The 25,588-nt window shown below is 73.3% G+C and carries 16 protein-coding genes; 2 read left to right on the plus strand and 14 right to left on the minus strand.

Translation table 11 applies throughout. The annotated features are described in order from the left end of the window. Positions 1 to 97: 97 nt before the first annotated feature. The gene (locus tag ACIRPP_RS03690; protein WP_403637715.1) at positions 98 to 829 is read left to right on the plus strand and encodes a Mut7-C RNAse domain-containing protein; all 732 of its coding nucleotides are present in this window, start codon (positions 98 to 100) and stop codon (positions 827 to 829) included. A 101-nt stretch (positions 830 to 930) separates the two neighbouring features. Here ACIRPP_RS03690 and ACIRPP_RS03695 read toward each other — a convergent pair whose 3' ends face one another. The 12 genes from ACIRPP_RS03695 to ACIRPP_RS03750 all read right to left on the minus strand — a co-directional run bounded on the left by ACIRPP_RS03695 (position 931) and on the right by ACIRPP_RS03750 (position 20,308). Further along, positions 931 to 3,372: a galactose oxidase-like domain-containing protein gene (locus ACIRPP_RS03695; RefSeq protein ID WP_403637717.1), complete on the minus strand. Its 2,442-nt coding sequence runs from the start codon at positions 3,370 to 3,372 to the stop codon at positions 931 to 933. Next, a complete protein-coding gene (locus ACIRPP_RS03700; RefSeq protein WP_403637719.1) occupies positions 3,369 to 4,550 on the minus strand; it encodes a glycosyltransferase in 1,182 nt (393 codons plus the stop codon). The genes ACIRPP_RS03695 and ACIRPP_RS03700 overlap by 4 nt, the downstream gene beginning before the upstream one ends. Continuing rightward, on the minus strand, positions 4,547 to 6,193 hold the full coding sequence (locus ACIRPP_RS03705) for an ArnT family glycosyltransferase (protein ID WP_403637721.1): 1,647 nt from the start codon (positions 6,191 to 6,193) through the stop codon (positions 4,547 to 4,549). Before ACIRPP_RS03705 ends, ACIRPP_RS03700 begins: the two co-directional genes overlap by 4 nt. Beyond that, on the minus strand, positions 6,190 to 7,482 hold the full coding sequence (locus tag ACIRPP_RS03710) for a glycosyltransferase (protein WP_403637723.1): 1,293 nt from the start codon (positions 7,480 to 7,482) through the stop codon (positions 6,190 to 6,192). Before ACIRPP_RS03710 ends, ACIRPP_RS03705 begins: the two co-directional genes overlap by 4 nt. Before the next feature lie 230 nt (positions 7,483 to 7,712). Beyond that, positions 7,713 to 9,755 carry a thioredoxin domain-containing protein gene (locus ACIRPP_RS03715; RefSeq protein WP_403637725.1) on the minus strand — a complete coding sequence of 681 codons (2,043 nt, stop codon included), beginning with the start codon at positions 9,753 to 9,755 and terminating at the stop codon, positions 7,713 to 7,715. A gap of 218 nt (positions 9,756 to 9,973) precedes the next feature. Next, positions 9,974 to 11,629, minus strand: a complete 1,656-nt coding sequence (locus ACIRPP_RS03720) for a recombinase family protein (protein WP_403637727.1) — start codon at positions 11,627 to 11,629, stop codon at positions 9,974 to 9,976. Between the two features lie 137 nt (positions 11,630 to 11,766). Beyond that, positions 11,767 to 12,987 (minus strand): FAD-dependent monooxygenase, encoded by a 1,221-nt coding sequence (locus ACIRPP_RS03725; protein WP_403637729.1) that lies wholly within the window; start codon positions 12,985 to 12,987, stop codon positions 11,767 to 11,769. Then, a complete protein-coding gene (locus tag ACIRPP_RS03730) occupies positions 12,984 to 14,387 on the minus strand; it encodes an MFS transporter (RefSeq protein ID WP_403637731.1) in 1,404 nt (467 codons plus the stop codon). Before ACIRPP_RS03730 ends, ACIRPP_RS03725 begins: the two co-directional genes overlap by 4 nt. 457 nt (positions 14,388 to 14,844) lie before the next feature. Beyond that, entirely contained in the window at positions 14,845 to 17,379 is a 2,535-nt protein-coding gene (locus ACIRPP_RS03735) for an FtsX-like permease family protein (protein WP_403637733.1), read from the minus strand. Next, the gene (locus ACIRPP_RS03740; RefSeq protein WP_403637735.1) at positions 17,376 to 18,236 is read right to left on the minus strand and encodes an ABC transporter ATP-binding protein; all 861 of its coding nucleotides are present in this window, start codon (positions 18,234 to 18,236) and stop codon (positions 17,376 to 17,378) included. Before ACIRPP_RS03740 ends, ACIRPP_RS03735 begins: the two co-directional genes overlap by 4 nt. Positions 18,237 to 18,374: 138 nt before the next feature. After that, on the minus strand, positions 18,375 to 19,070 hold the full coding sequence (locus ACIRPP_RS03745) for a response regulator (protein WP_403637737.1): 696 nt from the start codon (positions 19,068 to 19,070) through the stop codon (positions 18,375 to 18,377). Further along, entirely contained in the window at positions 19,067 to 20,308 is a 1,242-nt protein-coding gene (locus ACIRPP_RS03750; RefSeq protein WP_403637739.1) for a sensor histidine kinase, read from the minus strand. Before ACIRPP_RS03750 ends, ACIRPP_RS03745 begins: the two co-directional genes overlap by 4 nt. A 525-nt stretch (positions 20,309 to 20,833) precedes the next feature. Between ACIRPP_RS03750 and ACIRPP_RS03755 the strand changes: the two genes are divergently transcribed. After that, positions 20,834 to 24,034, plus strand: coding sequence for an AAA family ATPase (locus tag ACIRPP_RS03755; protein WP_403637741.1), 3,201 nt, complete (start codon positions 20,834 to 20,836; stop codon positions 24,032 to 24,034). Between the two features lie 297 nt (positions 24,035 to 24,331). On the opposite strand, the gene ACIRPP_RS03760 is transcribed toward ACIRPP_RS03755, so the two are convergent. Then, positions 24,332 to 24,583, minus strand: coding sequence for a hypothetical protein (locus tag ACIRPP_RS03760; RefSeq protein WP_403637743.1), 252 nt, complete (start codon positions 24,581 to 24,583; stop codon positions 24,332 to 24,334). Continuing rightward, positions 24,576 to 25,457: a mycothiol conjugate amidase Mca gene (mca, locus tag ACIRPP_RS03765; RefSeq protein WP_403637745.1), complete on the minus strand. Its 882-nt coding sequence runs from the start codon at positions 25,455 to 25,457 to the stop codon at positions 24,576 to 24,578. Before mca ends, ACIRPP_RS03760 begins: the two co-directional genes overlap by 8 nt. Positions 25,458 to 25,588 lie beyond the last annotated feature (131 nt).

A 25,588-nucleotide genomic window follows, 5' to 3' on the forward strand; every position in this document is an offset into this window, starting at 1 on the left:
CCGCGGCTTCTCCGTGCGGGCCCCCGACGTCCCTGCGCACGGACCGCCCGCCGGGAAATGCCGGGGCCGCGACCGGCCGCCGTGTCATCCTTGCCGGGTGAACGGTCCAGAGATCCGTGTCGAGTTCGCCCCGCAACTGCTCGTCTTCGTGCCGCAGGCCCGGGCCACCGGCACGCTGCACACCGGCACCGACGGCGTCTCCGGCCTGGGCCACGTCGTCGAGTCGCTCGGGGTACCGCTCACCGAGGTCGGCACGCTGCTCGTGGACGGCCGCGAGGTGCCCGTCTCGCACCTGCCCGGCGCGGGCGAGTCGGTGACCGTGCGCGCCGTCGAGCACCCCCAGCGAGTCCCCGGCGCGCCGCTGCGGTTCCTCCTCGACGTGCACCTCGGCACGCTGGCGCGGCGGATGCGGCTGCTGGGCGTGGACACCGCGTACGAGTCCACCGACATCGGGGATCCCGCGCTGGCCGCCCGTTCGGCGGCCGAGCAGCGGGTGATGCTCAGCCGCGACCGGGGACTGCTGCGCCGCCGGGAATTGTGGGCGGGCGCGTTCGTCTACAGCACCCGGCCCGAGGAGCAGCTGGAGTACGTGCTCGACCGGTTCCGGCCCGAGCTGCGGCCCTGGACCCGCTGCACCGCCTGCAACGGTCTGCTGCGCTCCGCGACCAAGGAGCAGGTCGCCGACCAGCTCAAGGGCGGTACGCACCGGACGTACGACGTGTTCGCGCAGTGCGCGCAGTGCGGGCGCGCGTACTGGAAGGGCGCGCACCACGAGCAGCTGGAGGCCATCGTGGACCGGGCGGTCGCCTTCCACGCCGAGCGCGGGTGACGTGCGGCAGGCAAGCGGCAGGCAAGCGACGCCGTTGGGGGCGCACGGACCGTGGTGGTGCGTGTGCCCCCGCCGTCGTTCAGGGGTTCGTCAGCGGTTCCTCAGCGGCGCTGCCGGTAGTCCCCCTTGCCGCAGGCGATGCCGTCCCGGTCGCGGTCCAGCTTCAGCGGGTCGTCCTTGCCGTTGACCTTCAGCCGGCCGTAGTCGTGCTCCTTCAGCCAGTCGCAGCGGGCGGCCGTGGTGGGTTCGACGTCCGCCGGGAAGGTGGTGGGCACGCAGACGTTGGCCGAGCCGTAGTGGCGGTCGCAGCCGGAGACGGTCGGGGCGACCGGTTCGGCGGCGCGCTTCGTGCGGGGGCCGGTGACCTTGCCCTGCGGGGCGTCGGCGAAGTCGTGGACGTGCGCGTGGGCGTGGGCGTCCTGGGCGGTGAGGGCGGGCGGGCCCTGGAGGTGCACCCACTTCGCCACCGACGGGACCCCGTTGGCGTCGACGGCGAACAGCATGTACCAGCCGGGCGGGGCCAGGTTGGGGTTGCTCGTCACGTTCAGGTCGACGGTCGTGGGGTCGTCACCGTCCACCGACAGCGGCAGGTCCACGAACCGCTGGTTGGGGTCGGAGGAGTGGGTGACGGCCGCCGGGCGGATCAGCTCGGCCTTGGCGATCGGCCGGTCGACGGTGATCCGCTGGGTGTCGCCGTAGGTCCACTCGGTGTCGATCAGCGAGGTGATCACCGGGCGTTCGCCCTTGAAGAGGTAGGGCGGGCTGTAGATCGACACGTTGTGGTTCCAGGAGCCGTCGCCCGGGTTGTCGCCGGTGGTCATGACCCGGCCGTCGGGCAGCAGGAACGCCGAGGAGTGGTAGCCGCGGGCCTCCGGGTCGGCGGCCACCGGGTCGAAGGTCTCCGTCGCCGGGTCGAAGATCGACGTCTCGTACACCGGGTCGGCCCGGTTGTGCAGCGCGCCGCCGGTCTCCAGCACCGTGCCGTCGGGCAGCAGGACCGCGGAGACGTACATCTTGCCCTGGTCACCGGTCTGCGGGACGCGGCCGTTGCCGAGGTCGACGGTGCCCTGCGGGATCGGCGGGCCGGCCACGTACGCCGGGTCCGGCTGCTTGAGGTCGATGATGTCGGTCAGCCGGTTGGCCTCCGGGTTGCTGTCGATGTTGCCGCCGCCCAGGGTCAGCACCTTCTGGTCCTGCGCCGGGGGCAGCAGCACGCTCGCGGACTGGTCCCGCTCGTCCTTGTTCTGCAGGCCCGGCACCTGGGTGATGGTGTTGGCGTCGTAGTCGTAGATCGCGGAGCCGGTGCCCGGGATGTTGTTGCCGAAGACGTGGCTGCCGGAGTAGAAGAGGCGCCCGTCCTGCATGAGGATCATCGACGGGTACAGGCCCCAGTACGACCAGGTCTGGTTGACCTGCCAGGTCGGCAGCCACTTCTCTTCGGCGTCCGACCACCGCTCGGCGGTGACCGAGCCGGTGGAGTCCTCGCGCAGACCGCCGAAGCTGAGCACGTCACCGTTGCCGAGGATGGTTGCCGACGGGTACCAGTGACCGTCGTTCATGTCGTTGGTCTTCGTGTAGGTCTCCGTCTCCGGGTCGAAGATGTAGGAGTCCTTGTAGCCCTGGTAGCCGATGGTGCCGTCGTCGGACGGGTAGCCCTTGTTGCCGCTCATCACCAGGACCCGGCCGTCCTGTAGCTGCACGTGGCCCGCGCAGAACATGTCGTCCGGGGTGGGGACGACCTTGTAGGTGCCCTGCTCGGGGTCGTAGACGGCGGAGGTGAAGGTGCCCGCCTCGAACAGCTCCGGGTCGTTTCCGGAACCGGCGATCAGCAGCACCTTGCCGTTGTGCAGGACCACCGAGTGCATGGAGCGGACCGGGTTCTCGGTGGCCAGCACCTCCCACTCGCCGTCGGCGCAGTCGGCCGGCGAGCCGGTGCAGTCCGGCTCCGGGACGGGGTCGGCGACCTGCTCCATCGTGTAGTCGTCGGTGGTGGCCGCGCCGGTGCCGTAGACGGAGACGCCCCAGGAGATGCGGTCGGTGCCCTCGGGGACTTCGGGGGTGCGGACGGTCGCCTCGGTCCAGGTGGCGGGCTGCATGTCCAGCGTCTTGAGGTCGGTCCAGTACTGCCAGCCGGCGGTGCTGTCGTGCCGGAACAGCGTGATGGACGCGTCCGGGGTGGTCGTCTTGTACCAGAGGCCCAGGTCGTACTGCTTGCCCGGCGTCACCACGGGCGCGCAGTCGGCGGACTCGGTGATCAGGGCCTTGCGGTCGCCGTCGGTGCGGCGGGTCAGCTCGACCTTCATCGCGCTGTCGCCGGTGCGGGCGTCGGAGGTGGTGGTGAACGTGAAGTCGTTGTCGCCCCAGCCGGACTTCTCCCAGCAGTACGGCATGTCGCCGGTGCCGGGGGTCTCGAAGCCGGGGTTCGTGATCAGGTTGGCGGCGGAGGCGGGTTGCGGCGCGGTGAGGAGCAGGCCCGTGGTGAGGGCGCCGACGGCCAGCAGGGCCGCCGCTCTGCGCCGGGCCAGGACGGTGGCGGGATTCATGACGTACCACTCCTTGGACGACTGCGGCGAGGCAGGTACACCAGCGCTTCGGTCCCCACGAAGCGCAGGACGAAGGTGATCGCGAGAGCCAGGGCGGTGGCCGGGACCGCGGCCATCCCGAACCGGCTCACCAGCAGCGCGATCAGGGGCAGGCGCAGCACCAGGTCGGCGTTGGCGAGCAGCGCGAACCGCACCGTGCGGTCCGCCCAGTGCCGGTGCCGCCGCCGCTCACGGAACAGCAGGGTCTCGATCAGCAGGAAGTTCCAGGCCACGCCGAACTGGTTGGCGGCGATCTCGGCCGGCAGGTAGTGCACGCCCGCCCCGGTCAGCGCCCACAGCGCGGCCAGGTTCGGCAGGAAGCCGGTGAGACCGATCAGCCCGAAGACGATCATGCGGGCGGGCGGCGACTCGGTGCGCAGCCCGGTGAGGTGCCGCAGGAAACGCAAGCCCTCGCCGGCCGTCGACTTGGACTCCCCCGCGTGCCGCTCCCGGAAGACGAACGGGACCTCCGCGACCGTGCGGGGGCGGCTGCGGACGGCGAGCTCCAGCAGGATCTTGTAGCCGAGCGGCTTGAGGTCGTCGGCGGTGACCGTGCTGCGGCGGATGGCGAAGAAGCCGCTCATCGGGTCGCTGATGCCGTGCAGGCGACGCGGGAACAGCGCCTTGGTCAGCCAGGTCGCGCCGCGCGAGACGGCCACCCGGTAGCTGCCGGCCAGCCCGGCGCGGCTGCCGCCCTTGAGGTAGCGGGAGGCGACGACGAGGCCTGCGTTCGTCCGCTCCCCCGTCGCCACCAGCTCCGGCACGAGGGCGGGCGGGTGCTGGCAGTCGCCGTCCATGACGACCACCCAGTCCGAGGTGGCCGCCTTGAGACCCTCGACGACCGCGCCGCCGAGCCCGCCGGCCGCCTCCTCGCGGTGCAGCACGGTCACCGGGAACGGGCAGTCCTGCGCGGCCTCGCGGATCACGTCGGGGGTGTCGTCGGTGGAGTCGTCCACGAAGACCACCTCGCACGGCAGCCGGGACGGCACCGACTCGGTGATCTGCTGCAGCAACGCCCGTATGTTCGCCGACTCGTTGAACGTCGGGACGACGATGGTGACCGCTCCCGGCTCGGCCACTCCGGCCGGGTCGAGGGCCGGGTCGCCGAGCCCTCCGGGGACCGTGTGCTCCTGGCTCATCGGCTGCCTCCGGCGGTCTCGACGCGGCGGATCTCGACCCGGTCCTCGCCGTCGCCGAAGGTGGCCACCGGCACCGAGTGCTCGATGGCCGCCCGCACATTGGGCAGGTCCTTCGCGTCGCGCCGCACCGTCGGGGAGGCCACCACGTAGTCGATGTCCCGCCAGCCGCGCGGCATCGTCCTCGTCACCGCCGGGTCCAGGTCGGCCTTGTAGAACCAGATGACGCCCAGGCCGGGCCGGTACCCGGCGTGCACCAGGTCCAGCCACATCGCGTCGTCGACCAGCACCCGGGTGCCGCCCGGGTCGGGCACCTCGGTGGCCATCCACCGCACGGCCCCCTCGTAGGGCGCGTTGGCGTCGGTGGTGACGGCGGTGCGCGCCCCGTCGTACCAGCGGGGGACGACGTACGCGCAGGCGGCGAGGGCCAGGGCGACGGCGAGCGCGTACCGGGCGTGGACCACCACCCGCCGCTCGGTGTCCGACCGCCGGCGCCGCAGGACGGCGTGCGCGACGCTCGCGGCGCCCCCGGCGAGGACCAGCGCGAGGAACGGCAGCGCCTGGATGACGTACATCGCGGGCAGGTAGCCGTTGGGGCGCAGGGCCAGCGCGGCCAGGATCGCCACGGTGAGCGCGGGGCCCGCGAGGGCGCGGGCGGTGACCGACCAGCGCCAGGTGGCGAGCAGCAGCAGGGCGCCGGCGAGTCCGCCGAGCGGCAGGATGCGGTCGTAGTACAGCCAGGACTGCAGCACGCCCCAGGAGCCGGAGCCCTCGTCGAGGATGAAGCCCGAGCCGGGCCGCGTCATCTGGTAGGTGACGCCGTCCCACAGGGAGACGTGGCCGCTGCCCGGCAGCAACTCGCCCTTCAGCAGCGCGAAGAGCGGGTAGGAGAAGCCGATGAGGGCGCAGGCAGTGACGGCGCCGGTCAGCGCGAACTTGCGGGTGTCGGGATGGCTGTGCCGCCAGGCCGTGAGGAACAGGGCGGGCAGGACGACGAGCATCGTCTCCTTGGTCAGCACCCCGATTGCGGCGGCCATGCCCGCGCCGAAGTGGTGCCAGAGGTGACGGCTCGGGGAGGCGGCGAGGGTGAAGGCCAGCAGCGTCCACATCACCGCGAGGTTGTCGAGGAAGATCTCCCGCTGGAGCACCACCGACAGCGGGGACAGCCCGAACAGGGCCATGCCGAGCCCGGCCGCCCAGCGGGGCAGGGCGAGCCGGCGGCCCAGGACGTACACCAGGACCGCGCTGATGCCGCTGATCAGCAGCATCACGGCCCGCATGGTGCCCACGGTCATGGACTCGGGGCTGAGCATCGCGGGGATCCAGGTCAGGACGGCGAGCTGGATCCAGCCGAGCGGCGGATGGTCGTACCAGTACGTGTAGTGCGCCAGGCCCCGGCCTTCCTGGACGGCCCAGGCCTGCGCGAGATAGGTGCCCTCGTCGTCGCTGAGGGTCGGGTAGGCGCTGATGTTCCAGCCCTGCACGAGCAGGATCGCCACCAGCAGGGCCCCGCACAGGAGCAGGTCGGAACGGGAGGAACGCAGCCGGCTCGGCGGCAGGGCGCGGCCCGTGGGACCGGCCGCGGGCGCGGGCCGGCGCTGCGCGGGGACCTTCGGGGCGGTCGCCGCGGGAAGGGTGGAGGTCACGCGGGAACGTCCTCTCGGGTCACGCCGGACGTGCCGGACCGGGTCGTACCGGACGCGTCGAGGTGGGCGCCGACGTGGGTGGTCAGCTCCCAGTCGTTGCGGCCCCGCTGCTCGCGCCAGACGGCGCGGACCGCGGCACCGGCGAGGAGCACCTGGTAGAAGGGGCCGCCCACGACCAGCTTGAGGTAGTGCACGAACCGCACGCGCAGCCCGTACTGCCGGCCGAAGTCGTGCAGTCCCACGACCTCGAAGACGAAGGTGACCAGGGCGGTGACGGCCGGCAGGAAGGTGATGAAGGCGATGCCCACGGGCACGTCGAGGAAGACGGCGATCGCCACGTTCAGCGGGATGATCAGCCCGGTGAACGCCTGGAGGAACGGTGTCATGAGCGTGTAGCGGGCCAGCAACCGCTGCCCGAACGTGGGCAGTTGCTTCCAGTCCTTCTTCCGGTACACCTGAAGGAAGCCCTGGTTCCAGCGGGTGCGCTGCTTCAGCAGCGACATCAGGGAGCCCGGGGTCTCCTCCCGGGTGACCATGTCGGAGTCGTAGGCGACCACGACCCGCTTGCCGACGCTGGACAGCCGCACACCCAGGTCGCAGTCCTCGGCGAGGCAGTCGGGGTCCCAGCCGTCCGCCTCGCGCAGCACGTCGGTGCGGACGAAGACAGTGTTGCCGCCCAGCGGGATGAACCCTTTCTGCGCGTGCAGGTGCAGGCGGGAGCGGAACCAGAAGAAGTACTCCAGGCAGTTGCGCAGGCTGTACCAGCTGGAGTGGAAGTTGATCAGCTGCACCCCGCCCTGGACCACGTCCGCGCCGGTGGAGCGGAAGGCGTGGTCGACGTGGGCGAGCAGCTCCGGGTGGACCTGGTCCTCGGCGTCGAAGACCCCGACGACGTCGCCGCGGCAGTGCGGCAGCGCCGTGTTCATGGCCTTCGGCTTGTTCTTGCGTTCATGGGTGTCGACGACCACCCGCACCCGCGGATCGCGGCCCGCGGCGGCCTCGGCGACGGCGGTGGTGCCGGGGTCGTCGTGGCCGACGATGACGATGATCTCGAAGTCGGTGTGGCTCGACTCCAGCAGCCGCTGGATGGTGTGGTCGAGCACCGCCTGCTCGTGGCGGGCGGGCAGCAGCAGCGAGAAGGAGAGGCGACCGCCGCCGTCCGGGCTGCCGAACCGGGTGGACGCCAGCACCTCCGGCGTCCGCCAGGCGTGCATCTGCCACCACAAGGTGAACCCGGCCATCCAGAAGAGGGCCAGCGAAACGACAGCAATGAACAACGACGTGAGCAAAACAGATCCCCCCAGATCCCATAACCCCCGTGCCGTGACGGCGCGTTACGCACAGAACGCCGCACGCGTCACGTCACCGTGCAGAGATTAGGGGGGAGTTGTGAAGCGCGGGGGCCTTTCCGATAAAGAGCTCGTTGCGGAACTGTCCGACAGATGCGCAGAGTTGACCAGAACAAGCCACTCCGCGACCATCCGCCGGACCCCACGAAACGCCAGGTGCACCCGGCTCCTCAGCCGCCCAGCGCCACCCGCAACCGATCATTTTCGGTCGTCGGAGCGTCACAGGTGAAATTGCGACAGACGTACGCCGCAGGCCGGCCGTCCACCAGCGGACGGTCCGCCAGCAACGGGAACTCGTCACTCTCCGGAGTCCCCACCGCCACCACCGCCCCCGGCGCCGTCCCCAGCAACGCCGTCCGGTGCAGCGCCACCGTGCCGGGATCCTCCGGCGCCGGACCCACCACGGCCACCTCCCGCGGACCGTCCAGCAACGCCTCGGCCACCGCGAGCCCCCACCCGATGAACCGCGGCACCCGCGGCCCCAGCGCCTTCACCACACCCAGCGCCCGCTCCGCCGCCCTGCGGTGCCGAACCGAACCCGTGTGCGCGGCATACCCCAGCAACGCCCCCGCCGCCGCCGTCCAGCCCGACGGCGCCGCATTGTCCGTGGGATCCTGCGGACGCCGGATCAGCCGCTCCGCGTCGGCCGCCGTGTCGAACAGCGCACCCGACTCCTCGTCCGTGAACCGGGCCAGCACATGCCCGAGCAACAGCCCCGCGAACTCCAGCCACACCCCCTCCCCCGTCACCGACGCCAGCGCCAGGAACCCCTCGGCGACGTCCGCGTAGTCCTCCAGCACCCCCGCGTTGACACCGGCCCGGCCGTCCTTGCTGGTCCGCGCGAGCGCCGCCTGCTCGTCCAGATGCACCCGCACCAGCAGATCCGCCGCGGCCACCGCCGCCTCCGTCAGATCCGGCCGGCCGAAGTACGCCCCGGTCTCCGCGAGCGCCGCGACCGCCAGCCCGTTCCACGCGGCGACCACCTTGTCGTCCCGGCCCGGCGCCGGCCGCGACGACCGGGCCGCCAGCAGCCGCTCCCGGATGCCCTCGATCCGCTCCGCGTCGAACACCTCGTCGCGCTGCGGCAGTTGCAGCACCGAAGCGCCCTCCTCGAAGGTGCCCTCCTCGGTCACCCCGAAGTACCGCGCGGCCAGCTCCGCGTCCGCCTCCCCGAGCACCTCCCGCAACTGTGCGGGCGTCCACACGTAGTAGGCGCCCTCGGTGTGCCTCCCCGTGCCGTCGTCGCTGTCGGCGTCCAGCGCGGACGCGAACCCGCCCTCCGGCGTGCGCAGTTCGCGCACCATGAAGTCCGCGGTCTCCAACGCCACCCGGCGCGCCGGCTCCGAGCCCGTGGACCGCCACAGGTGCGCGTAGACGCGGCAGAGGAGGGCGTTGTCGTAGAGCATCTTTTCGAAATGCGGGACCAGAGGTCCACCCGCCCTGGGCGTCAGTACGTACCGATGGAAGCCGCCTCCCACCTGGTCGTACAGGCTGGACCGAGCCATCGCTCCGCAGAGCCCTTCTGCCATCTCCAGCGCCGCCACGGAACCGGCCCGCGCATGGTGCCGCAACAGGAACTCGATCACCATCGACGGCGGAAACTTCGTGTCTCCCTTGAACCAACCGCTCGCAGGGTCAATGTCCCGGGTCAGTTGGAGGAGCGACATCGCTTGCGTCTCGTCGGTGGGTGACCCCGTGGACTCGACACTCAGTTCCCGCCCGGCGAGGTCCCTGGTGATCTTCGTGGCGACCTCCCCCACCTCGTCGCGTCGACTCGTCCACGCGCTGTGGACCCCTTCCAGCACCTGCTTGAAGGACGGCATCCCGTGTCGGGGCTCCGGCGGGAAGTAGGTGCCGAAATAGAAGGGTTCCCCTTCCGGGGTCAGGAAGACGGACATCGGCCAGCCACCCTGCCCGGTGGCGGCCTGCACGGCCTCCATGTACACGGCGTCCACGTCGGGCCGCTCTTCGCGGTCCACCTTGACGGACACGAAGTGCTCGTTCATGAACACGGCGACTTCGTTGTCCTCGAAGGACTCGTGCGCCATGACATGGCACCAGTGGCACGCGCTGTAACCGACGCTCAGGAAGACCGGGACGTCACGCCGCCGGGCCTCCTCGAACGCGCCGGCCTCCCACGGCCACCAGTCGACGGGGTTGTCGGCGTGCTGGAGGAGATACGGGGACGTGGCCTGTGCGAGTCGATTGGGCATGCCCCCATCCTCGCGCACCCCGCCTCCGCCCCGCCCATGCGCCACAGGTCCGGCACACGAACGGCGCCGAGGGACGGCCTCAGCGCCAGAGCTCGCGGACCGGTCGGCCCACGACAGCGACGCGCAGGACGCCTGTTCCGACCATGCTGTCGGCCGGCGATCCAGTTTCCCCCACTCGTTTCCGACGCGCTCGTTCGCTCATGGCAGGCGCTTCACGGTCACCGACGAGCGGTTGTGTCCTTCTCCGACAACCAGTCGAACTCCAGCCGTTCCAGAATCGGGGTGTGGTCCCCTTGCCGCGCAGCGGGTTTGACAGTGACACCCCCCTCCCCCAGGGCGCACTTCAGGAGCATCCGTCTGTCCCGCAGGTCCGCCGAGGCCCACGCGTCACGCAGGACATCGGCCGTGAGGGACGAGAGGTCTGCCTCCGCTTCCAAGGCATCGAGCATTGTGATGGTGCTCTCGATGACGGCGCGCTGCCCCGCGCTCAACTCTTCGAAGCGCTCTTCGTCCATCTTCCCGAACACGTAGAAGTCATCCTCGAGCTTCCGCACACGCCGCTGGGCCGCCTCGAGGGCCGCCAGAGCCTCGTCCTTCTTCGCCTTCGATTCAGGGTCCACGACGGCGAGCCACCGGCGGGCTACTTCGACGACCACCGGGTCGCCAGGCGCAAGGACCGCGATGTGGTCGACCCAGGCCTGACCGACCGCGTGGTCGATGCGGTCGGCGAGGGTCACCACTCCGCCGCACACGGACGTGCCGCGTGTCTGCCGCACCTGACAGCGATAGCGTCCGCCGCGATGGCTCATCGAGCCGCCACAGATCTCGAGCTCGCCCGTGCCCCACTTGTCCCGGAGCCGACCACATCGGTAGGTCCCCGTGCCTAGATAGGCCGCTTCCCGCTTGCCCTTCGCCCACCGTTCGTCGGTCCGTCCGGCAATGAGCGCCTTGATCTTGAACCATTCACCCGGCGTCACAACCCCACGGCCACACATGATGACCTCGCCCTGCTCATTACGCAGGGGCTCGCCGTAGCCCTCCCAACTGTCCAAGGGGTTGCCGTATTCGTCCGTTCTGCGCCGTCGGACCGGGACCATGCCCGCGAAGAGCGGGGACTGAGCGAGCTTGCTGACCGCTGTCGGCGACCAGGTGGCACCGCTCCGGGTCCGGTACCCCGCCTCATTGAGTCGGTGCGCGGTGTCCTTGGTCGTCTTCTTGTCGAGCAGGAAGTCCGCCAGCCTGCGTGCTGTGTCGTACTCGTCGGGATGGGGTTCGACCTTGCCGCTTCCCGGCGCGCTGTAGAGACCGAACGGGGGCCTGCCCGTGCCCCTTCGCCCCTCCGCCTTGTGCGCGTCATGGCCGCTCTTCACTCGTCTTGCCATGTCCCGCGCTTCCTCCTTCGCACGCTCACTCAGAATCGCGAAGACCATGCGGCCACCCTGCGAGGAATCCAGCCCTTCGGAAACAGAGACGAGCCGCGCTTGCCGACGGTCGAACTCGTCGAGCATCCGGCCCACAGCTCCCATGCCGCGCCGGTCGAAACGGTCCGTCTTCCACACCGCGAGTGTTCTGGACCTACCGTCCATGATCGATTGAATGGCCTTTTCGAACTCCCGCCGTCTGACGTAGGACTTCGAAGCTGAGAGTTGCTCGAACCAGACGTGCCGGATCTGAAGTCCGTTCGTCCGCGCCCAGCGGACCACGTCCCGCACGTGCCCCCGCAGTGTTGCCAGGTCTTCCTTTTTGTTGCTTCGCCGCAGGTAGACATCCATGAGTCCGGACGGCCGGGCCGTCGCGGACCTGTCCAGCCCCATGGATTCCAGGTGCTCATCGTCGAACCCCAACCCCACCAGCGTCGCGTGGTCGTCACGCACCACAACCCCCTTCACCTCAAGGGCAACGGTACGTAATCGATGGACCACAGGAAGCTACTTCTGGAAAGTGGGGGGCACTTCATTGCCGTGCGGCGAAGCGCCGACGAAGACGGGTTACGGCGCTGCCGCTCGCCGGGTCAGGGCGCCGGGAAGGCCGGCAGGGTGAGGGCCGAGTGGGCCGGCCTGGGGGGTGAGGAGGGGAGGGTGCGCAGGGAGTGCAGGCGGGCGTTGCGGCGGGCCAGGGCTTCGGCGGTGGCGGGGAAGAGGGTGGCGCCGCCCTCGCCGACCATGTTCTGGTTGAGGGTGACGAAGGGGCGGGTGCCGTGTTCGTAGGCGGCGAGGCCCGCGGCGTGGTCCCGGTGGCCGGCGAGGGAGGCGGCGAGCATGTAGGCGCCGACGAGGGCGAGGCTGGTGCCCTGGCCGGTGAGGAACGAGGGCGCGTAGGCGGCGTCGCCCAGCAGGGCGGCCCGGCCGCTGGTCCAGCGGGGCATGCGGATCTGGCCGACGGCGTCGAGGAACACGTCGTCCGCGCCGTGGAGGGCGGCGAGGATCTCCGGGACCCGCCAGCCGGCGTCGGCGAAGACCTCGGTGAGGAGGGCCTGTCCGGCCGCGCGGTCGCCGAATACGTGGCGGGACGGCTCGGGCCGGGCGAAGTCGAGGAAGGCGTGCACCTCGTCTCCGTCGCCGACGGCGTAGAGGGCGACGGCGCGGCCGGGGGTGTTCCACACGACGGTCTCGTGGGAGAGGGCGAGCGTGTTGGGCAGGGTGAACACGGCGAAGCAGTGGCCGAGGTGGTGGTGGAAGCGTTCCTCCGGGCCGAACAGCATCTCGCGGGTGCGGGAGTGCGTGCCGTCGGCGCCGAGGACGAGGTCGAAGGTGCGGTCCGTGCCGCTCCGGAAGGTGACGTCCACCCCGTGTCCGGTCTCGACGAGGGTGTCGACGCGGTCGTCGAACACGAACTCCACGCGGTCCCGGACGGTCGCGTACAGGGCCTCGGTCAACTCACCGCGCGGTATCTCCAGGTCGCGTCCGGCGTCGCCGCCGGTGACGGCGTGCGGGGGCAGGGAGGTCAGCTCGCTGCCGTCGCCGTTCAGGAAGGTGAGGCGGCGCAGGCTGACGTGCGCGTCGCGCAGCCGCGGCAGGATGCCCATGCGTTCCACGACGTCGAGCGCGGTGCCGCGGACGTCGATGGGGTAGCCGCCGTTGCGGAGCGTCGCGGACTTCTCGACGACCGTGACCGCGTAGCCGGCGCGGTCGAGCCAGTGGGCCAGGGCGCAGCCGGCGATGCCGGCCCCGGAGATCAGGGCGCTGCCCCGCGGTGCGGGGCGGGTGCCGGTCGGACGGTCGGTGCGGGTCATGCCCGGACTCCTTTGTTCATGGTGCGGGTGACGAGGAGAGCCAGCGACGTGACGACGCCGGCCAGGACGAAGCCGGTGACGTAGGCCGATTCGGCCGCGACCGTCGATCCGGGAGGGGTGGCGGCGGTGAGGAGGGCGCCGCCGAGCTGCCCGCCGACGGCGTAACCGAGCACGCGGCTCACCAGGATCAGGCTGGTGGCGATGCCGGTGTCGCTCGCGTCGACGGCCGTGGCGGTGCTGGTCATCAGCGCGGTGACGCACAGGCCGTTGGCGAGAGCGATCAGCGCCTTGCCGGTGGCGATGTGCCAGATCTCGGTGTGCACGGCGGCCAGGGCCAGCAGGGAGACGGTCATCAGGACGACGCCGGCGGTGACGACGGCGCGGGAGCCGAACCGGCGGTCCCCGATCCCGCCGAGCGGCCCGGCCAGCGTCGCGGCGACGGCACCGGGCAGCAGGACGAGGCCGATCTCGGTGGCGCCGGCCGCGAACCCGTATCCGTCGCCCCGCTCGTCGAGCAGCTGGGGGACGAGGAAGACGGCCGTGGACGTGCCAAGGCAGATCACGAAGGTCAGCACGCACGCCTTCCAGATCGCGGGCCGCGCCAGCATGCGCAGGTCGACCATCGGGTCGGCGGCGCGCCGTTCCACGGCCACCCATCCGGTGACGAGGGCGCCGAGGAGCAGGACGAGGGCCGCGAGCAGCAGGGGCCGCGAGCGGGCCTCGGGTGCCAGCGCCAGGGTGAGGAGGAGCGTGACGAGCGTGCCGCTCAGCAGGAGCAGGCCGGGCCAGTCGGTGCCGGCGCCGCGGGACGGGCGCGGCGGGTCGGGCGGCATCAGCCGGTGCACGAGGAAGGTGGACGCGACGACCGCGAGCGTCGGCAGGGCGAACATCCAGTGCCGGGAGAGCGCCTGGGCCACCGGCCCGGCCGACAGCATGCCGGCCATGCCGCCGCCGACGAAGAGTCCGCCGACCACGCCGATGGCGACCTTCGACTCCCCGGCGGGGAGGTGGGCGCGCACCACGACGAACGACAGGGGCAGCGCGCCCACCATCGCGCCCTGCAGCACCTGCCCGAGCAGCAGCACGGGCAGGTTGGGGGCGAGGGCGGACACGGTGCCGCCGACGGCGACGACCGCCATCAGCCGGACCATGACCGTCTTCCCGCCGTACCGGTCGCCGAACTTCCCCGCCAGCGGTGTGACCAGCGCGCCGGTGACGAGGAGGACGACGCCGAGCAGCGCCGACGCGGACGGGCTCATGCCCAGTTCGCGTTCCAGCAGCGGGATCGTCGGTGCCACCACCGACTCCAGGGCGCCGGTGGACAGCGCCAGGAGGCCGAGTGCGGCGACCGCGGCCTTCCCCATGAGGGGTGGTGGGGCCGCCGGCAGGGTCGTGGTCATGGGGGGCGTCCTTCCGTTCCGTCGGGCGGTTCGGGCGTCGTGGGGCGGTGAGGGACGTGCGGGGTGTGGTGGAGGTGCGGTGGCGTGGTGCGGTGAGTGGTGCGTGATGCGTGGTGCGCTGCGAGCGTGGTGCGCGGTGCGGTGAGTGGTGCGCGGGGCGCGGTGCGCTGCGTGCGTGGTGCGCGGGTCCGGTGGCGCGGTGCGGTGAGTGGTGCGCGGTGCGCGTGGTGCGCGGGTCCGGTGGCGCGGTGCGGTGCGTGGTGCGCGGGGCGCTGCGTGCGTGGTGCGCGGGTCCGGTGGTGGTGGGCGAGTCGGCCGTCGCCCGGCGTGCAGGGGCGGGGCCGGGGCCGGACCCGGTGGGCCGGGGCCCGGCCGGCCCGGGGGGCGGCCCGCCCGGGGGGCGGGCCTGGTCCAAACCGGGGCCCGGACCGGGCGGGTCGGGCCCGGGCCCGGGCCCCTACGGCCTGCGCCGCAGCACGCCGCGCGCGGGCAGGGTGACCGCCAGCAGGGCGAGGCCGGCGGCGGCGCACACGAAGGCGCCGTAGACCAGGGGCGGCACGTGGGGCAGGGCACCGGTCGTGCCGCGCACCATCGGGACCAGGGTGGCCGCGGCGATGGCGGAGCCGAGGACGACGCCGAGGGCGGAGACGAGCAGGCTCTCCCACCGCAGCATGGCGAGGACCTGTCGCCCGGTGGTGCCGACGAGCCGGAGTGTGCCCAGTTCGCGGCGGCGGTCGAGGACCGTCATCACCAGGGTGTTGACGGCGGCGACGGCCGCGAAGCCGCCGAGGACCGCGGCCATGGTGTGGTTGGTCCAGGCGCCCAGCTGCGCGTCGAGGTTGCGCTCGGCGGCGTGGCCGGAGGCGTCGGTGACCCGGCCCAGGCCGGCGAGCGAGGTGGCCGAGCCGCCGCGCACCAGCAGGGTGGTGTCGAAGCCGGAGGTGACGTGCCGGGCCAGGGACGCCCGGTCCATGGTGACGGCGGCGAGGCCGAGGCCCCGCTGGTAGACGGCGACGACCTCGGGGGCGGTCTTCGTGCCGTCGGGCAGGTGCAGCGGGAGCCGGTCGCCGACGCCGACGTCCGCCGCGTTCGCCAGGGTCCGGTCGATGGCGATCCGGCCGGTGCCGATCCGATCGAGGGTGCCGTCCCGGACGTCGAGGTCCTGCACCTTCGCGAGGTCGGCGCCGGAGCCGGTGAAGCCCTGGGTCCGCGCTCCCTGCAGCGCCGCGAACTCGCCGGAGCCGACCGGTACCAGGACCTGCGTGCCGAGCAGGCCGACGGCGGTTTCCACGCCCGGGGTGCGGGCGGCGCGGGCGGCGGCGTCCACGGGGAGGCCGGCCGGGTCGGTGATCACGTGGTCCGCGGTGATGCCCGAGCGCAGCTGCCGGTCGGCGACGTGGGTCTCGCTGGTGTTCATGAAGACGAGCGTCGAGGCGAAGGCCATGGCGAGCACGATCGGGGTGATCGCGGAGGCGAGACGGCGGGCGTTGGTACGGGAGTTGGCGGCGGCGAGCCGGGCGAGGGGACCCGCGCCGCGCAGCAGGAGTCCGAGGAGGCCGACGCCGAGCCGTGCGAGCAGCGGGCCGAGCAGGGCGACGGCGAGCATGAAGCTCATGACGACTCCGAGGGCCGCGCCGGCCGCGTCGTCCCCTGCCGAGCGGGCGGACAGGCCGGTGAGGAACACGCCGCCGGCGAGGGCGGCGATGCCCACGGCGGTACGGACCGGTCCAGGACGTGACCGCTCCACCGACGCCTCGGTCAGCGCCTGCCCCGGCCTGATCCGTGCGGGCCTGCGGCCGGCCGCCCAGCCCGCGCCGAGCGCGGTGAACAGTCCGAGGCCGACGGCGACGAGCGGCGGGAGCGCGGAGACGTGCACGTCGACCGCCCGGGGGATCGCCCCGCGGTCCTGGAGCTGCCCGAACCACCAGTGTGCGAGGCCGATGCCGGGCAGGCTGCCGAGGAGCCCGGCGAACGGGGCGACGAGGAGTGCTTCGGAGGCGACGGCGCGGCGGATCTGGCGCGGGGTGGCGCCGATGGCGCGCAGCAGTGCGAACTCCCGGGAGCGCTGGGACACGGACAGGGCGACGGTGCCGGCCGCGGTGAAGACGGCGACGAGGGTGGCGATGCCGCCGAACGATCCGCCGATGCCGAGAAGGTTCTGCCGGGCGTGGCCGAGGAGCGGGTCCTCGACGGCGCCGCGGTCGTTGCCGGTGTGCACGTGGGCGCCGGAGTCCTTCAGGGCGCGGCGCACCGAGTCGGCGAGGGCCCCGGTGTCGGTGCCGGGCCGGGCGAGCACGACGACGGCGTCCGCCCGGCCGGGGTGGCCGGCGAGGGTGGGGGCCTGGGTGTCCGCGAACCAGACGAGAGGGGCCGCGTCGGCGGAGGTGCGGGGGGTGTCGCCGGGGCCGGGTTCGGCGAGGCCCGCGACGCGGACGTCGTGCCGGCCGGCCGGGGTGTCCAGCGTGACGGTGTCGCCGACGCCGGCCTTCAGGGCGCGGGCGGTCCGCGGATCGAGCACCGCCTCGTCCCGGCCGGGTGCGGAGCCTTCGGTGAGCGTGGTGCCGGTGAAGCGGTGGGCTCCCCAGCCGTGGGCGGTGAACACGCCACCGGGTCGGGCCTGTCGGCCGTCGTCCGCGGGGCCGGCGGGGCGCACCGGGAAGGTGATGTCGGCGACGGCGCCGGCCGCGCCCGGTGTGCGGGCGGCCTTCGCGGCCAGCCCGGCGTCGAGGCGCGCGGTGTCCGGGAGGGGGACGGCCTCCTCCTCGCGGTCCTCCCCGCTGCCCGTGACCACGCGCACGTACTGGTCGGCCGCCGCGACGACGGGCGCCTGCGCGTACCGCTGGGGCGGCACCCATGCGCGCAGGCCGGTCTCCAGCAGGACGCCGCAGGCCGTGACGATCAGCGCGGACATCATCAGGGCGACGAAGGTTCCCGCGAACGCGGCGGGCTTGAAGCGCAGCGCGGCGCGGGCGAGGCCGTTGGGGCGTGTCATGCCGCCGCACCCGCCGTCCTGCCCGTGCGGGCGGTGAGGTCGGTCATGCGGTGGGCGATACGTTCCGCCGACCCGCGTTCGAGGTGTCCGGCGAGGGCACCGTCGGCGAGGAACAGGACGCGGTCGGCCCAGGCGGCCGCGGCGGGGTCGTGGGTGACCATGACGACGGTGGCGCCGAGGCTGTCCACCGCGTCGCGGAGCAGGCCGAGGACGCCGGTGGCGGCGCCGGTGTCGAGGGCGCCGGTGGGTTCGTCCGCGAACACCACGTCGGGGGCGGTGACCAGGGCGCGGGCGACCGCCACGCGCTGCTGCTGGCCGCCGGACAGCTCGGCGGGCCGGCGCCCCGCCTTGTCGGCGAGCCCGACCTGCGCGAGCACCTCCGCCGCGCGGCCGCCGGGGCCGTGGCGCCGTCCGGCCAGCCGCATCGGCAGCAGGACGTTCTGCTCGACGGTCAGCGACGGCAGCAGGTTGAACGACTGGAAGACGAAGCCGAGCCGGCTGCGCCGGAGTTCGGTCAGCTCGTTCTCGTTCATGCCGGTGATCTCCGTGCCGCCGAGGCGGACGGATCCCGCCGACGGCCGGTCGAGCCCGGCGGCGCACTGCAGGAAGGTCGACTTGCCGGACCCGGACGGGCCCATGACGGCGGTGAAGGTACCGCGCGGGAGGGTGAGGTCGATGCCCGCTAGGGCGTGCACGGTGTCCGCGCCGCGGCCGTACTGCCGCCGCACCCCGCGCAGTTCGACGGCGGGACCGGGCCCGGCGGGCACCGCCTCGGGGCGCTGGGGGTCCGCCCCCGCGCGGCCGTCCGCCCCGGCCCGGCCGTCCGCCGTCCGCCGCCTGCCCTTGCGCAGTCCCATGACCGGTCTCCCTCGCTCCGTGGGGTGGTGTGTGTCCGTGACGGGAGCAAGAGTGCGGGGGCGGTCCGGGGCCGGGCGTCATACCCGGGAGCCGATGTGGGGGTGCTACCCCGGTAGGGGGTGGAGGAGGGGCCCGGCCTACTCGCCGGGGGCCACCAGGCCCGACTCGTAGGCGAAGACGACCGCCTGGGCGCGGTCGCGCAGGTCCAGCTTGGTCAGGACGCGGCTCACATGGGTCTTCACCGTCTGCTCGGCCAGCACCAGGTCCTGGGCGATCTCGGTGTTGGACCGGCCGCGGGCGACGAGGGTGAGGACCTCCGTCTCGCGTTCGGTCAGGCCCTTCAGCCGCAGGGCGGGCCGGCCGCGGGCGGCGGGACGCTGCTGGGCGAAGTCCGCGATGAGGCGGCGCGTCACGGAGGGGGCGAGGAGGGCGTCGCCCGCGGCCACGACCCGTACCGCGGCGATGAGGTCGGAGGGCGGCGCGTCCTTCAGCAGGAAGCCGCTCGCGCCCGCCCGGAGCGCCTCGTACACGTAATCGTCGACGTCGAAGGTGGTGAGCATCAGGACTCTCGGCCGGTGCTCCCCCGCCGCCCCGGGGGTGCGGGAGGTGTCGCCGGGTGCGAGCAGCCGGCGGGTGGCCTCCAGCCCGTCCATCTCCGGCATCCGCACGTCCATCAGCACCACGTCGGGCCGGGTGCGGCGGCTCAGCTCGACGCCCTGGGCGCCGTCGGGGGCCTCGCCCACCACGTCGATGTCGCTCTGGGCGGCCAGCAGGGCGGCGAAGCCGGCCCGCACCATGGCCTGGTCGTCGACGATGATGACGCGCGTCGTCACATGAAGTCCTTTTCAGCGAGGGGAAGCCGGGCGGCGACCCGGAAGCCGCCGTCCGGCAGGGGGCCCACGTCGAGGGTGCCGCCGACGAGCCGCACCCGCTCGCGCATGCCGACGAGTCCGTGCCCGGTGCCGCCCGTCTCCAGGGGCCCGCCGGGTGGCCGAGGCGGCGGGCCGTTGACCACCAGGACGGTGAGGTGCTCCCCGCCCGGGCCGCCGTCCGGCTCCGGCACCGACAGGGACACCCGTGTCGTGGCGCCCGGCGCGTGCCGTACGACGTTGGCGAGGGCCTCCTGGACGATCCGGTACGCCGAGAGCCCCACCGCCTCCGGCACCTCGTGCCCGCACGGGCTGAACTCGACCGGCCCGCCCGCCCTCGCCGTCGCCTCCACCAGCTGCCCGATCTGCGCCAGGCCGGGCTGGGGCACCAGCTCGCCGTGCGTCTCCTCGCTGCGCAGCACGCCGAGCAGACGGCGCATCTCGCCGAGCGACTCCCGCGCGGTCGACGCGATGGACGTGAACTCCTCCCGCACGTCCGGGGGCAGGGCCCGCAGCCGGTACTCGGCGGTGTCCGCCTGCACCGTGATCACGGACATGTGGTGGGCCACCACATCGTGCAGCTCGCGCGCGATGCGGGCGCGTTCCTCCAGCAGCGTCCGCCGGCTGCGCTCGGCCTCGCTGATGGTCTCCTGCTCGACGAGCCTGCGCTGCACCTCGGAACGCTCGCGCAGCACACCGCCCAGCAGCAGCGCGACGCCGCCGAGGATGGTGAACAGCAGCTCCTTCGCCGCGAAGCCGTGCGGCGCGACGAACCCCAGGCCGACGTTGGCGCCCGCCGTCGCCAGCCACACCAGCAGCAGCGTCCGGCGGCTTTCGCGCAGGCCCAGGGCGAGGCAGAGGGCGACGTAGCCGACGAGGACCGGGACGGGGAACGGCCACGGCAGCCGCTCCGCGAAGTCGGGGCCGAGCAGGGCCACCCCGCCGGCCACGTCCGCGACGAACACCACGTACCAGGCCCGCAGCGGGCGCACGACGGCGAGCAGCAGCGGGGCGGCCTGCGCCACGGCCAGCCCGGCGGCCACCGCCCCGTTCAGGCCGTAGTCGGCGGTGAGGACCACGATCGTGGTGGGCAGCAGGGCGACGCTCAGGACGAACGCCACCGCCCACGGCAGCGCCCGCACCCACCGCCGCGAGGCCCCCGCGAGCAGTGCGCGCGGGGGTCGCTCCTCCACTGAGGTCACGGGTCTTCCGTCCCCTCCCCTGTACGGCACATCGGTCGTCTGTACGGCACGTCGGTCGCCGGCCGGCGTGCGGGGCGTCGGCCGGCGCGTGGTCGCCGGACGGCGCGTGGTCGCCGGACGGAACGTGCCACCACCGTAGTCGGCGGCGGGCCCGGCCCCCGCGGTGCGCGGGGCCGGGGCCGTGCCCGGGTGGCGCGTCCGCGGACCGGTCCGTGTCGTCCGTGGTCACGGGGCGGACGGTAGACGACGGACCGGCGGCGGGGCGTCGTACCGGGGTGCCGGCCTGCGGTGATACCCCGGTAGGGGGTGGCCGGCGGGCGCCGTGGTGCCGCCGGGGGGAGGACTTCGCGTCCCGCACCGGCCGCACCGGCCACAGCGGCCGCGCGGGTGTGGGCGGGGCGGGTACGGACCGGTCGCACCGCCCGTCTCCACGGATCGCCCCCTCCCCACGAGGGCCCGCGGACGACACACTTGTGACCAGGGAACGGGGCCGTCGTGAGGCATCGCCGCGGAGGGGGACGTGACATGCGGGACAGTCATCGGGCGGAAGCCGAGCGGCTGTTGGGCCGGGCCGTCGAGGAGGAGGTGCGCCGCACGGGCGGGCGCACCGACGGGAAGGTGCTGCTCGGGCGGGCGCGCGGGGCGCTCGACGCGATGGCGGAGACCGCCGCCGAGGAGTACGCGGCCTACGTGAGCGCCCTCGACGAGGCCGAGGCCGGCCGGCTCACCTTCCGCCAGCGCTACGCCCGCGAGGGCGGCGGGACGCCGTTACTCGTCGCCGGAGTGGCCGGGGTGGCGGCGGTGGTCGCCGACATGGCCCTCGGCACCGGCGTCGGGACGGCGGTGGGCGCCGGGGTGACCGTGGGCGTGGCGGGTGCCGCGGCGACGGTGGTGAAGGTGGCCGGAACGCATGTGCCCGCCGCGCACCGCCGGGCCGGATCGGTGCACCAGCCCGGCGGGCCCGAGCAGTTGCGGCTGCAGTGGCTGACCGCCCTGGAGGTGCGGGGCATCCGGCCCTTCCTGGACCAGCAGCGGGTCCTGGCCGCCTCGACGGGCCCCCGGAAGGCGGGACCGCGGCTGCGCGGCGCGGACAAGAGCGCGGCGGCCCGCGGACGCAACGTGCTGGAGCAGTCGTTCGGCCAACTGCCGGAACCGGTGGGCCCGTTCGCGGGCCGGCGGCAGGAGATGGCGCGGATCCGGCAGTGGGTGCAGTCCGCCCGGGCGGACACCGGGACCCGGCCGACGGTGGTGGTGCTGCACGGCGCCCCCGGCAGCGGCCGGACGACGCTGGCGGTGCGGGCCACACACGAACTGCGGGACCACTTCCGGGGCGCCTGCGTGGTCGACCTGCGCGCCGACAGCCCCGGCGAGCCGCCGCTGTCCACCCGGGACGCGCTGCTGCACCTGCTGAACCGGCTCGGCGCCCCCCGCGAGCAACTGCTGTTCCGCGAACGGTCCTCCCCCGACCAGCAGGTCAAGCGGCTCAGCGAGCTGTACCACCAGCACCTGACGGGGACGCCGGTCACGATCGTCCTGGACGACGCCTCCGACCCCCTCCAGGTGCGCACGCTGATCCCGGAACGGTCCGACAGCCTGGTCCTGGTGACCGCCCGAGCCCCGCTCGGCCTGCCCGACGACCTGCCCGCGCGGGTGCACCAGCTGGCCGTGGCGGCGCTGGATCCGGCGGGCGCGGAAGAACTGCTGTCGGCTGCCGCCCAGGACGCCTCCGGGCCCTACGACGCCCAGGCCGCCGAGCGGGTGCGGGACCTGTGCGGCGGGCTGCCGCTGGCGCTGCGGATCGCCGGGTCGTCCCTCGGGCCGAGATCGCCGCGCTCCCTCGCCGCCGACCTGGGCGCCTACGGCCCGGTCGAGCCGGTGGAGCGGGCCCTGTGGCTCCGCTACACCGACCAGCCGGAGACGGTACGGCGGCTGCTGCGCCGGCTGGCGCTGGCCGGCCGGGCCTCGCTGGGCGCGGCGGCGGCCGCCGCGCTGCTGGCCACCGACGAGTCCGAGGCGACCCGGCACCTTCAGGCACTGGCGCAGGCCGGCCTGATCAGCCCGGTGCGCCCGGGCCGGTACCGGCTGCACGACTCGGTGCGGTCCTTCGCGCAGGCCCGGCTGCTCGACGAGGAGGACCCGGCGGAGCGGTCGGCGGCGCAGGAGCGGCTGATCGTGAACTACGCCGAGCTCGCCGACTCGGTGCTGCGGCTGGTCGACGGCAACATGTCGACGCGCTCGGACCGCTTCGGTTCCTACGGCTTCACCTCGCTGGAGGAGGCGCTGCGCTGGCTCGACGACGAGTCCAGCTTCATCACGGCGGCCCTGCGGCACGCCGACGGCGTGGACCGGGCTGCGGTGCTGAACCTGCTGGGCGCGCTGTGCGACTACTGCCTGCTGCGCGGTGACCTGTACCGGCTCGGCGAGATCAGTGAGCTGGCGCAGGCCGTGGACGAGGGGCTGCTGGTGCGGTCGGTGCAGTGGCGCACCGGGATCGCGGCCCGGCAGCTGGGCGAGCTGGACAAGGCCCGCACCACGCTGACGTCCGTGGTGGACCTCTACCGGGAGGCTCAGCACGCGGCGGGCGCGGCCCGTGCGCTGACCTCGCTCGGCATCACGCTGCACCACCAGGGCAACCTGACGGAGGCGGCGGCGAAGCTGCGCGAGTCGCTCGACCTCCAGGCGGCGCCGGAGCTGGCCACGGACCGGGCGTGGACGATGCACGCGCTGGCGGCGGTCGAACGCGACCGGGCCCGGCTGTCCGAAGCCCTCGGCCTGCTGACCGAGTCGCTGGTGCTGCACCGGGCGGGCGAGTCCGTACACGGCCAGGCGTGGGCGCACTTCCAGCTGGGCCAGCTGCACCTGCGGATGGGCGAGGTGCCGCGGGCGGAGGGCGAGCTGCGCACGGCCCTGGAGCTGTACGGCCGCACGCGCGACGGCCGCGGGGAGGCGTGGGCGCTGACCCAGCTGGCCCGGGCCCGGCTGGTGGCGGGGGACGCGTCCCCGGCCGCGGAGGAGCTGCGCCGGGCGGCGGCCCGGCACCGGGACAACGAGGACGCGCGCGGTGAGGCGTGGACCCTGTACTACCTCGGGCAGGCGCTGGAGGAGACCGGCAGCCTGGACCGGGCGGTGCGCGAGCTGGAACGCTCCCGCACGATGTTCTCCCGCATCCGGGACGTCTACGGCCTGGCCTGTGCCCGGCACCACTCGGCGCGGGTCACCCGCGACCAGCGCGCCGCGCAGACCGGCTCACTGCGCAACTCGGGGTTCGCCCGGCAGCTGCTGGTGGACGCCCGCGCGGACTTCCAGCGCATCGGCGTGGCGCACGGGGAGGCGTGGACCTGCCTGGAGCTGGCCGTCGTCGACGCGGGCAACGCCCGCACGCAGCAGGCGCTGGCGCTGTGCGACGAGGCGGTGGCGCTGTTCGCCTCCTACGGGGACCGGCGCGGTGAGGACTGGGCACGCTTCCTGCGCTGCACGCTGCTGCCGTACGCGGCCCCCGGCGGCACGGAGGTCGGCACGGCGGTGGCCCAGGAGGAACTGGCCCTGCTCGGCCGTGCGGGGCATCCGCTGCGCGACGAGAAGCTGGACGACTACGTGGAGGCGTTCCAGCTCCTGCTGGAACGCGGCGTCACCCTGGAAGCGGGGTGGCAGGCATGGCGTCTCGGCATGGTCCCCGGCCGCCATGCCCGCGAGGTCATGGGGGTGCGGGTCGCGTCGACGCCGTAGGCGGCGGGGCGGCAGGACGCCGGGGCCCGGGGCACCGGGGCGGTGCGTGCCGCGAGAGGCGGGGGCTGCCCCGAGAGGCGGGGGCTGCCCCGAGAGGCGGGGGCTGCCGGCCTCCGCCCGTCGTGTCACGCCGGGCCAGCGGTGCGTGCCGCGAGGGGCGGGAACTGCCGCGAGGGTCGGGGCTGCCGGCCTCCGCCCGTCGTGGCACGCCAGGGCCGGGCGGCGGGCACGGGCAGGCGGGCGGAACCCCCGGGCGCTCCGGCGGGCGGAACTCCCGGGGGTGCGGGCCTGACGGTTTCAGTCCTTCTTGTCCTTGGTGGCGCCGGAGGCCGTCGGCTCGGCCTCGGTGCCCGGCTCGGGGGCCTCGGTGAAGTCCACCCGGTTCATGTGCCGGTTCATCGACTTCATCAGGGCCCACACCGCCAGGGCCATCGCCGCGAAGACGATGAAACCGAGGACGCCGGGGGTGACCTTGTTCTTGTCGAACTCCTCGGCCAGCGGGACCAGGTGCGTCAATGCCAGGCTTGCACTCGCGCTCATGTCAGCCATTGTCCCGGATGCCCGCGAAGAGGTCGTCCTCGGGGAGGGAGGTGTCCACGAGGGACTTGGCGAGCTCGTACTCCTCGGTGGGCCAGACCTCCTTCTGGATCTCCATCGGCACCCGGAACCAGCCGCCGTCGGGGTCGATCTGCGTGGCGTGCGCGATCAGCGCCTTGTCGCGGATCTCGAAGAAGTCGGCGCACGGGATGTGCGTGGTGAGCGTGCGCTCCTTGCGCTCGAACTCCGCCCAGCGCTTGAGCCAGTCCCCGTAGGGCGACTCCAGTCCGCGCTCCAGCAGGGCGTCGTGCAGCGCCTGGGTGCGGGGACGGTTGAAGCCCTGGTTGTAGTACACCTTCAGCGGCTGCCAGGCGGGCCCGAACTCCTCCTCCGGGTACTTGGCGGTGTCGGCCGCGCCCTCGAACGCCACCATGGTGATCTTGTGCGTCATGATGTGGTCGGGGTGCGGGTAGCCGCCGTTCTCGTCATAGGTGGTGATCACCTGGGGGCGGAAGGAACGGATCTTCCGCACCAGCTCGCCCGCTGCCCGGTCGACGTCCTCCAGGGCGAAGCAGCCCTCGGGCAGCGGCGGCAGCGGGTCGCCCTCGGGCAGCCCGGAGTCGACGAAGCCGAGCCACTCCTGCTTCACCCCGAGGATCTCGCGGGCCTCGTCCATCTCCTTCTTGCGCACCTCGTGGATGTGCTCCTCGATGTACGCGTCACCCTGGAGCTTCGGATTGAGGATGGAGCCGCGCTCCCCGCCCGTGCAGGTCACGACCAGCACGTCCACCCCCTCGGACACGTACTTCGCCATGGTGGCCGCGCCCTTGCTCGACTCGTCGTCGGGGTGGGCGTGCACGGCCATCAGTCGCAACTGGTCAGTCAAGACTCAAATCCTCAGTCGGTCGGCGCCCTGTGTGCGTCGGCGCAGTCTCGGGCTTCTATAGTGACCGAATCGGGGGGCGAATAATTCCGGGGCTCCGTTCCGGGCCTCCCACGGGACGCGGGTCCCCCTTC

The organism is Streptomyces sp. NPDC101219 (assembly GCF_044767675.1).
In the GTDB taxonomy this organism is placed as follows: domain Bacteria; phylum Actinomycetota; class Actinomycetes; order Streptomycetales; family Streptomycetaceae; genus Streptomyces.

What these genes read in the sequence shown, in the direction of transcription:
- ACIRPP_RS03730 (WP_403637731.1), bottom strand. Translation starts at nt 14,387, where the DNA reads ATGACCACGACCCTGCCGGCGGCCCCACCACCCCTCATGGGGAAGGCC.
- ACIRPP_RS03715 (WP_403637725.1), bottom strand. Translation starts at nt 9,755, where the DNA reads ATGCCCAATCGACTCGCACAGGCCACGTCCCCGTATCTCCTCCAGCAC.
- ACIRPP_RS03695 (WP_403637717.1), bottom strand. Translation starts at nt 3,372, where the DNA reads ATGAATCCCGCCACCGTCCTGGCCCGGCGCAGAGCGGCGGCCCTGCTG.
- ACIRPP_RS03740 (WP_403637735.1), bottom strand. Translation starts at nt 18,236, where the DNA reads ATGGGACTGCGCAAGGGCAGGCGGCGGACGGCGGACGGCCGGGCCGGG.
- ACIRPP_RS03725 (WP_403637729.1), bottom strand. Translation starts at nt 12,987, where the DNA reads ATGACCCGCACCGACCGTCCGACCGGCACCCGCCCCGCACCGCGGGGC.
- ACIRPP_RS03755 (WP_403637741.1), top strand. Translation starts at nt 20,834, where the DNA reads ATGCGGGACAGTCATCGGGCGGAAGCCGAGCGGCTGTTGGGCCGGGCC.
- ACIRPP_RS03700 (WP_403637719.1), bottom strand. Translation starts at nt 4,550, where the DNA reads ATGAGCCAGGAGCACACGGTCCCCGGAGGGCTCGGCGACCCGGCCCTC.
- ACIRPP_RS03735 (WP_403637733.1), bottom strand. Translation starts at nt 17,379, where the DNA reads ATGACACGCCCCAACGGCCTCGCCCGCGCCGCGCTGCGCTTCAAGCCC.
- ACIRPP_RS03760 (WP_403637743.1), bottom strand. Translation starts at nt 24,583, where the DNA reads ATGGCTGACATGAGCGCGAGTGCAAGCCTGGCATTGACGCACCTGGTC.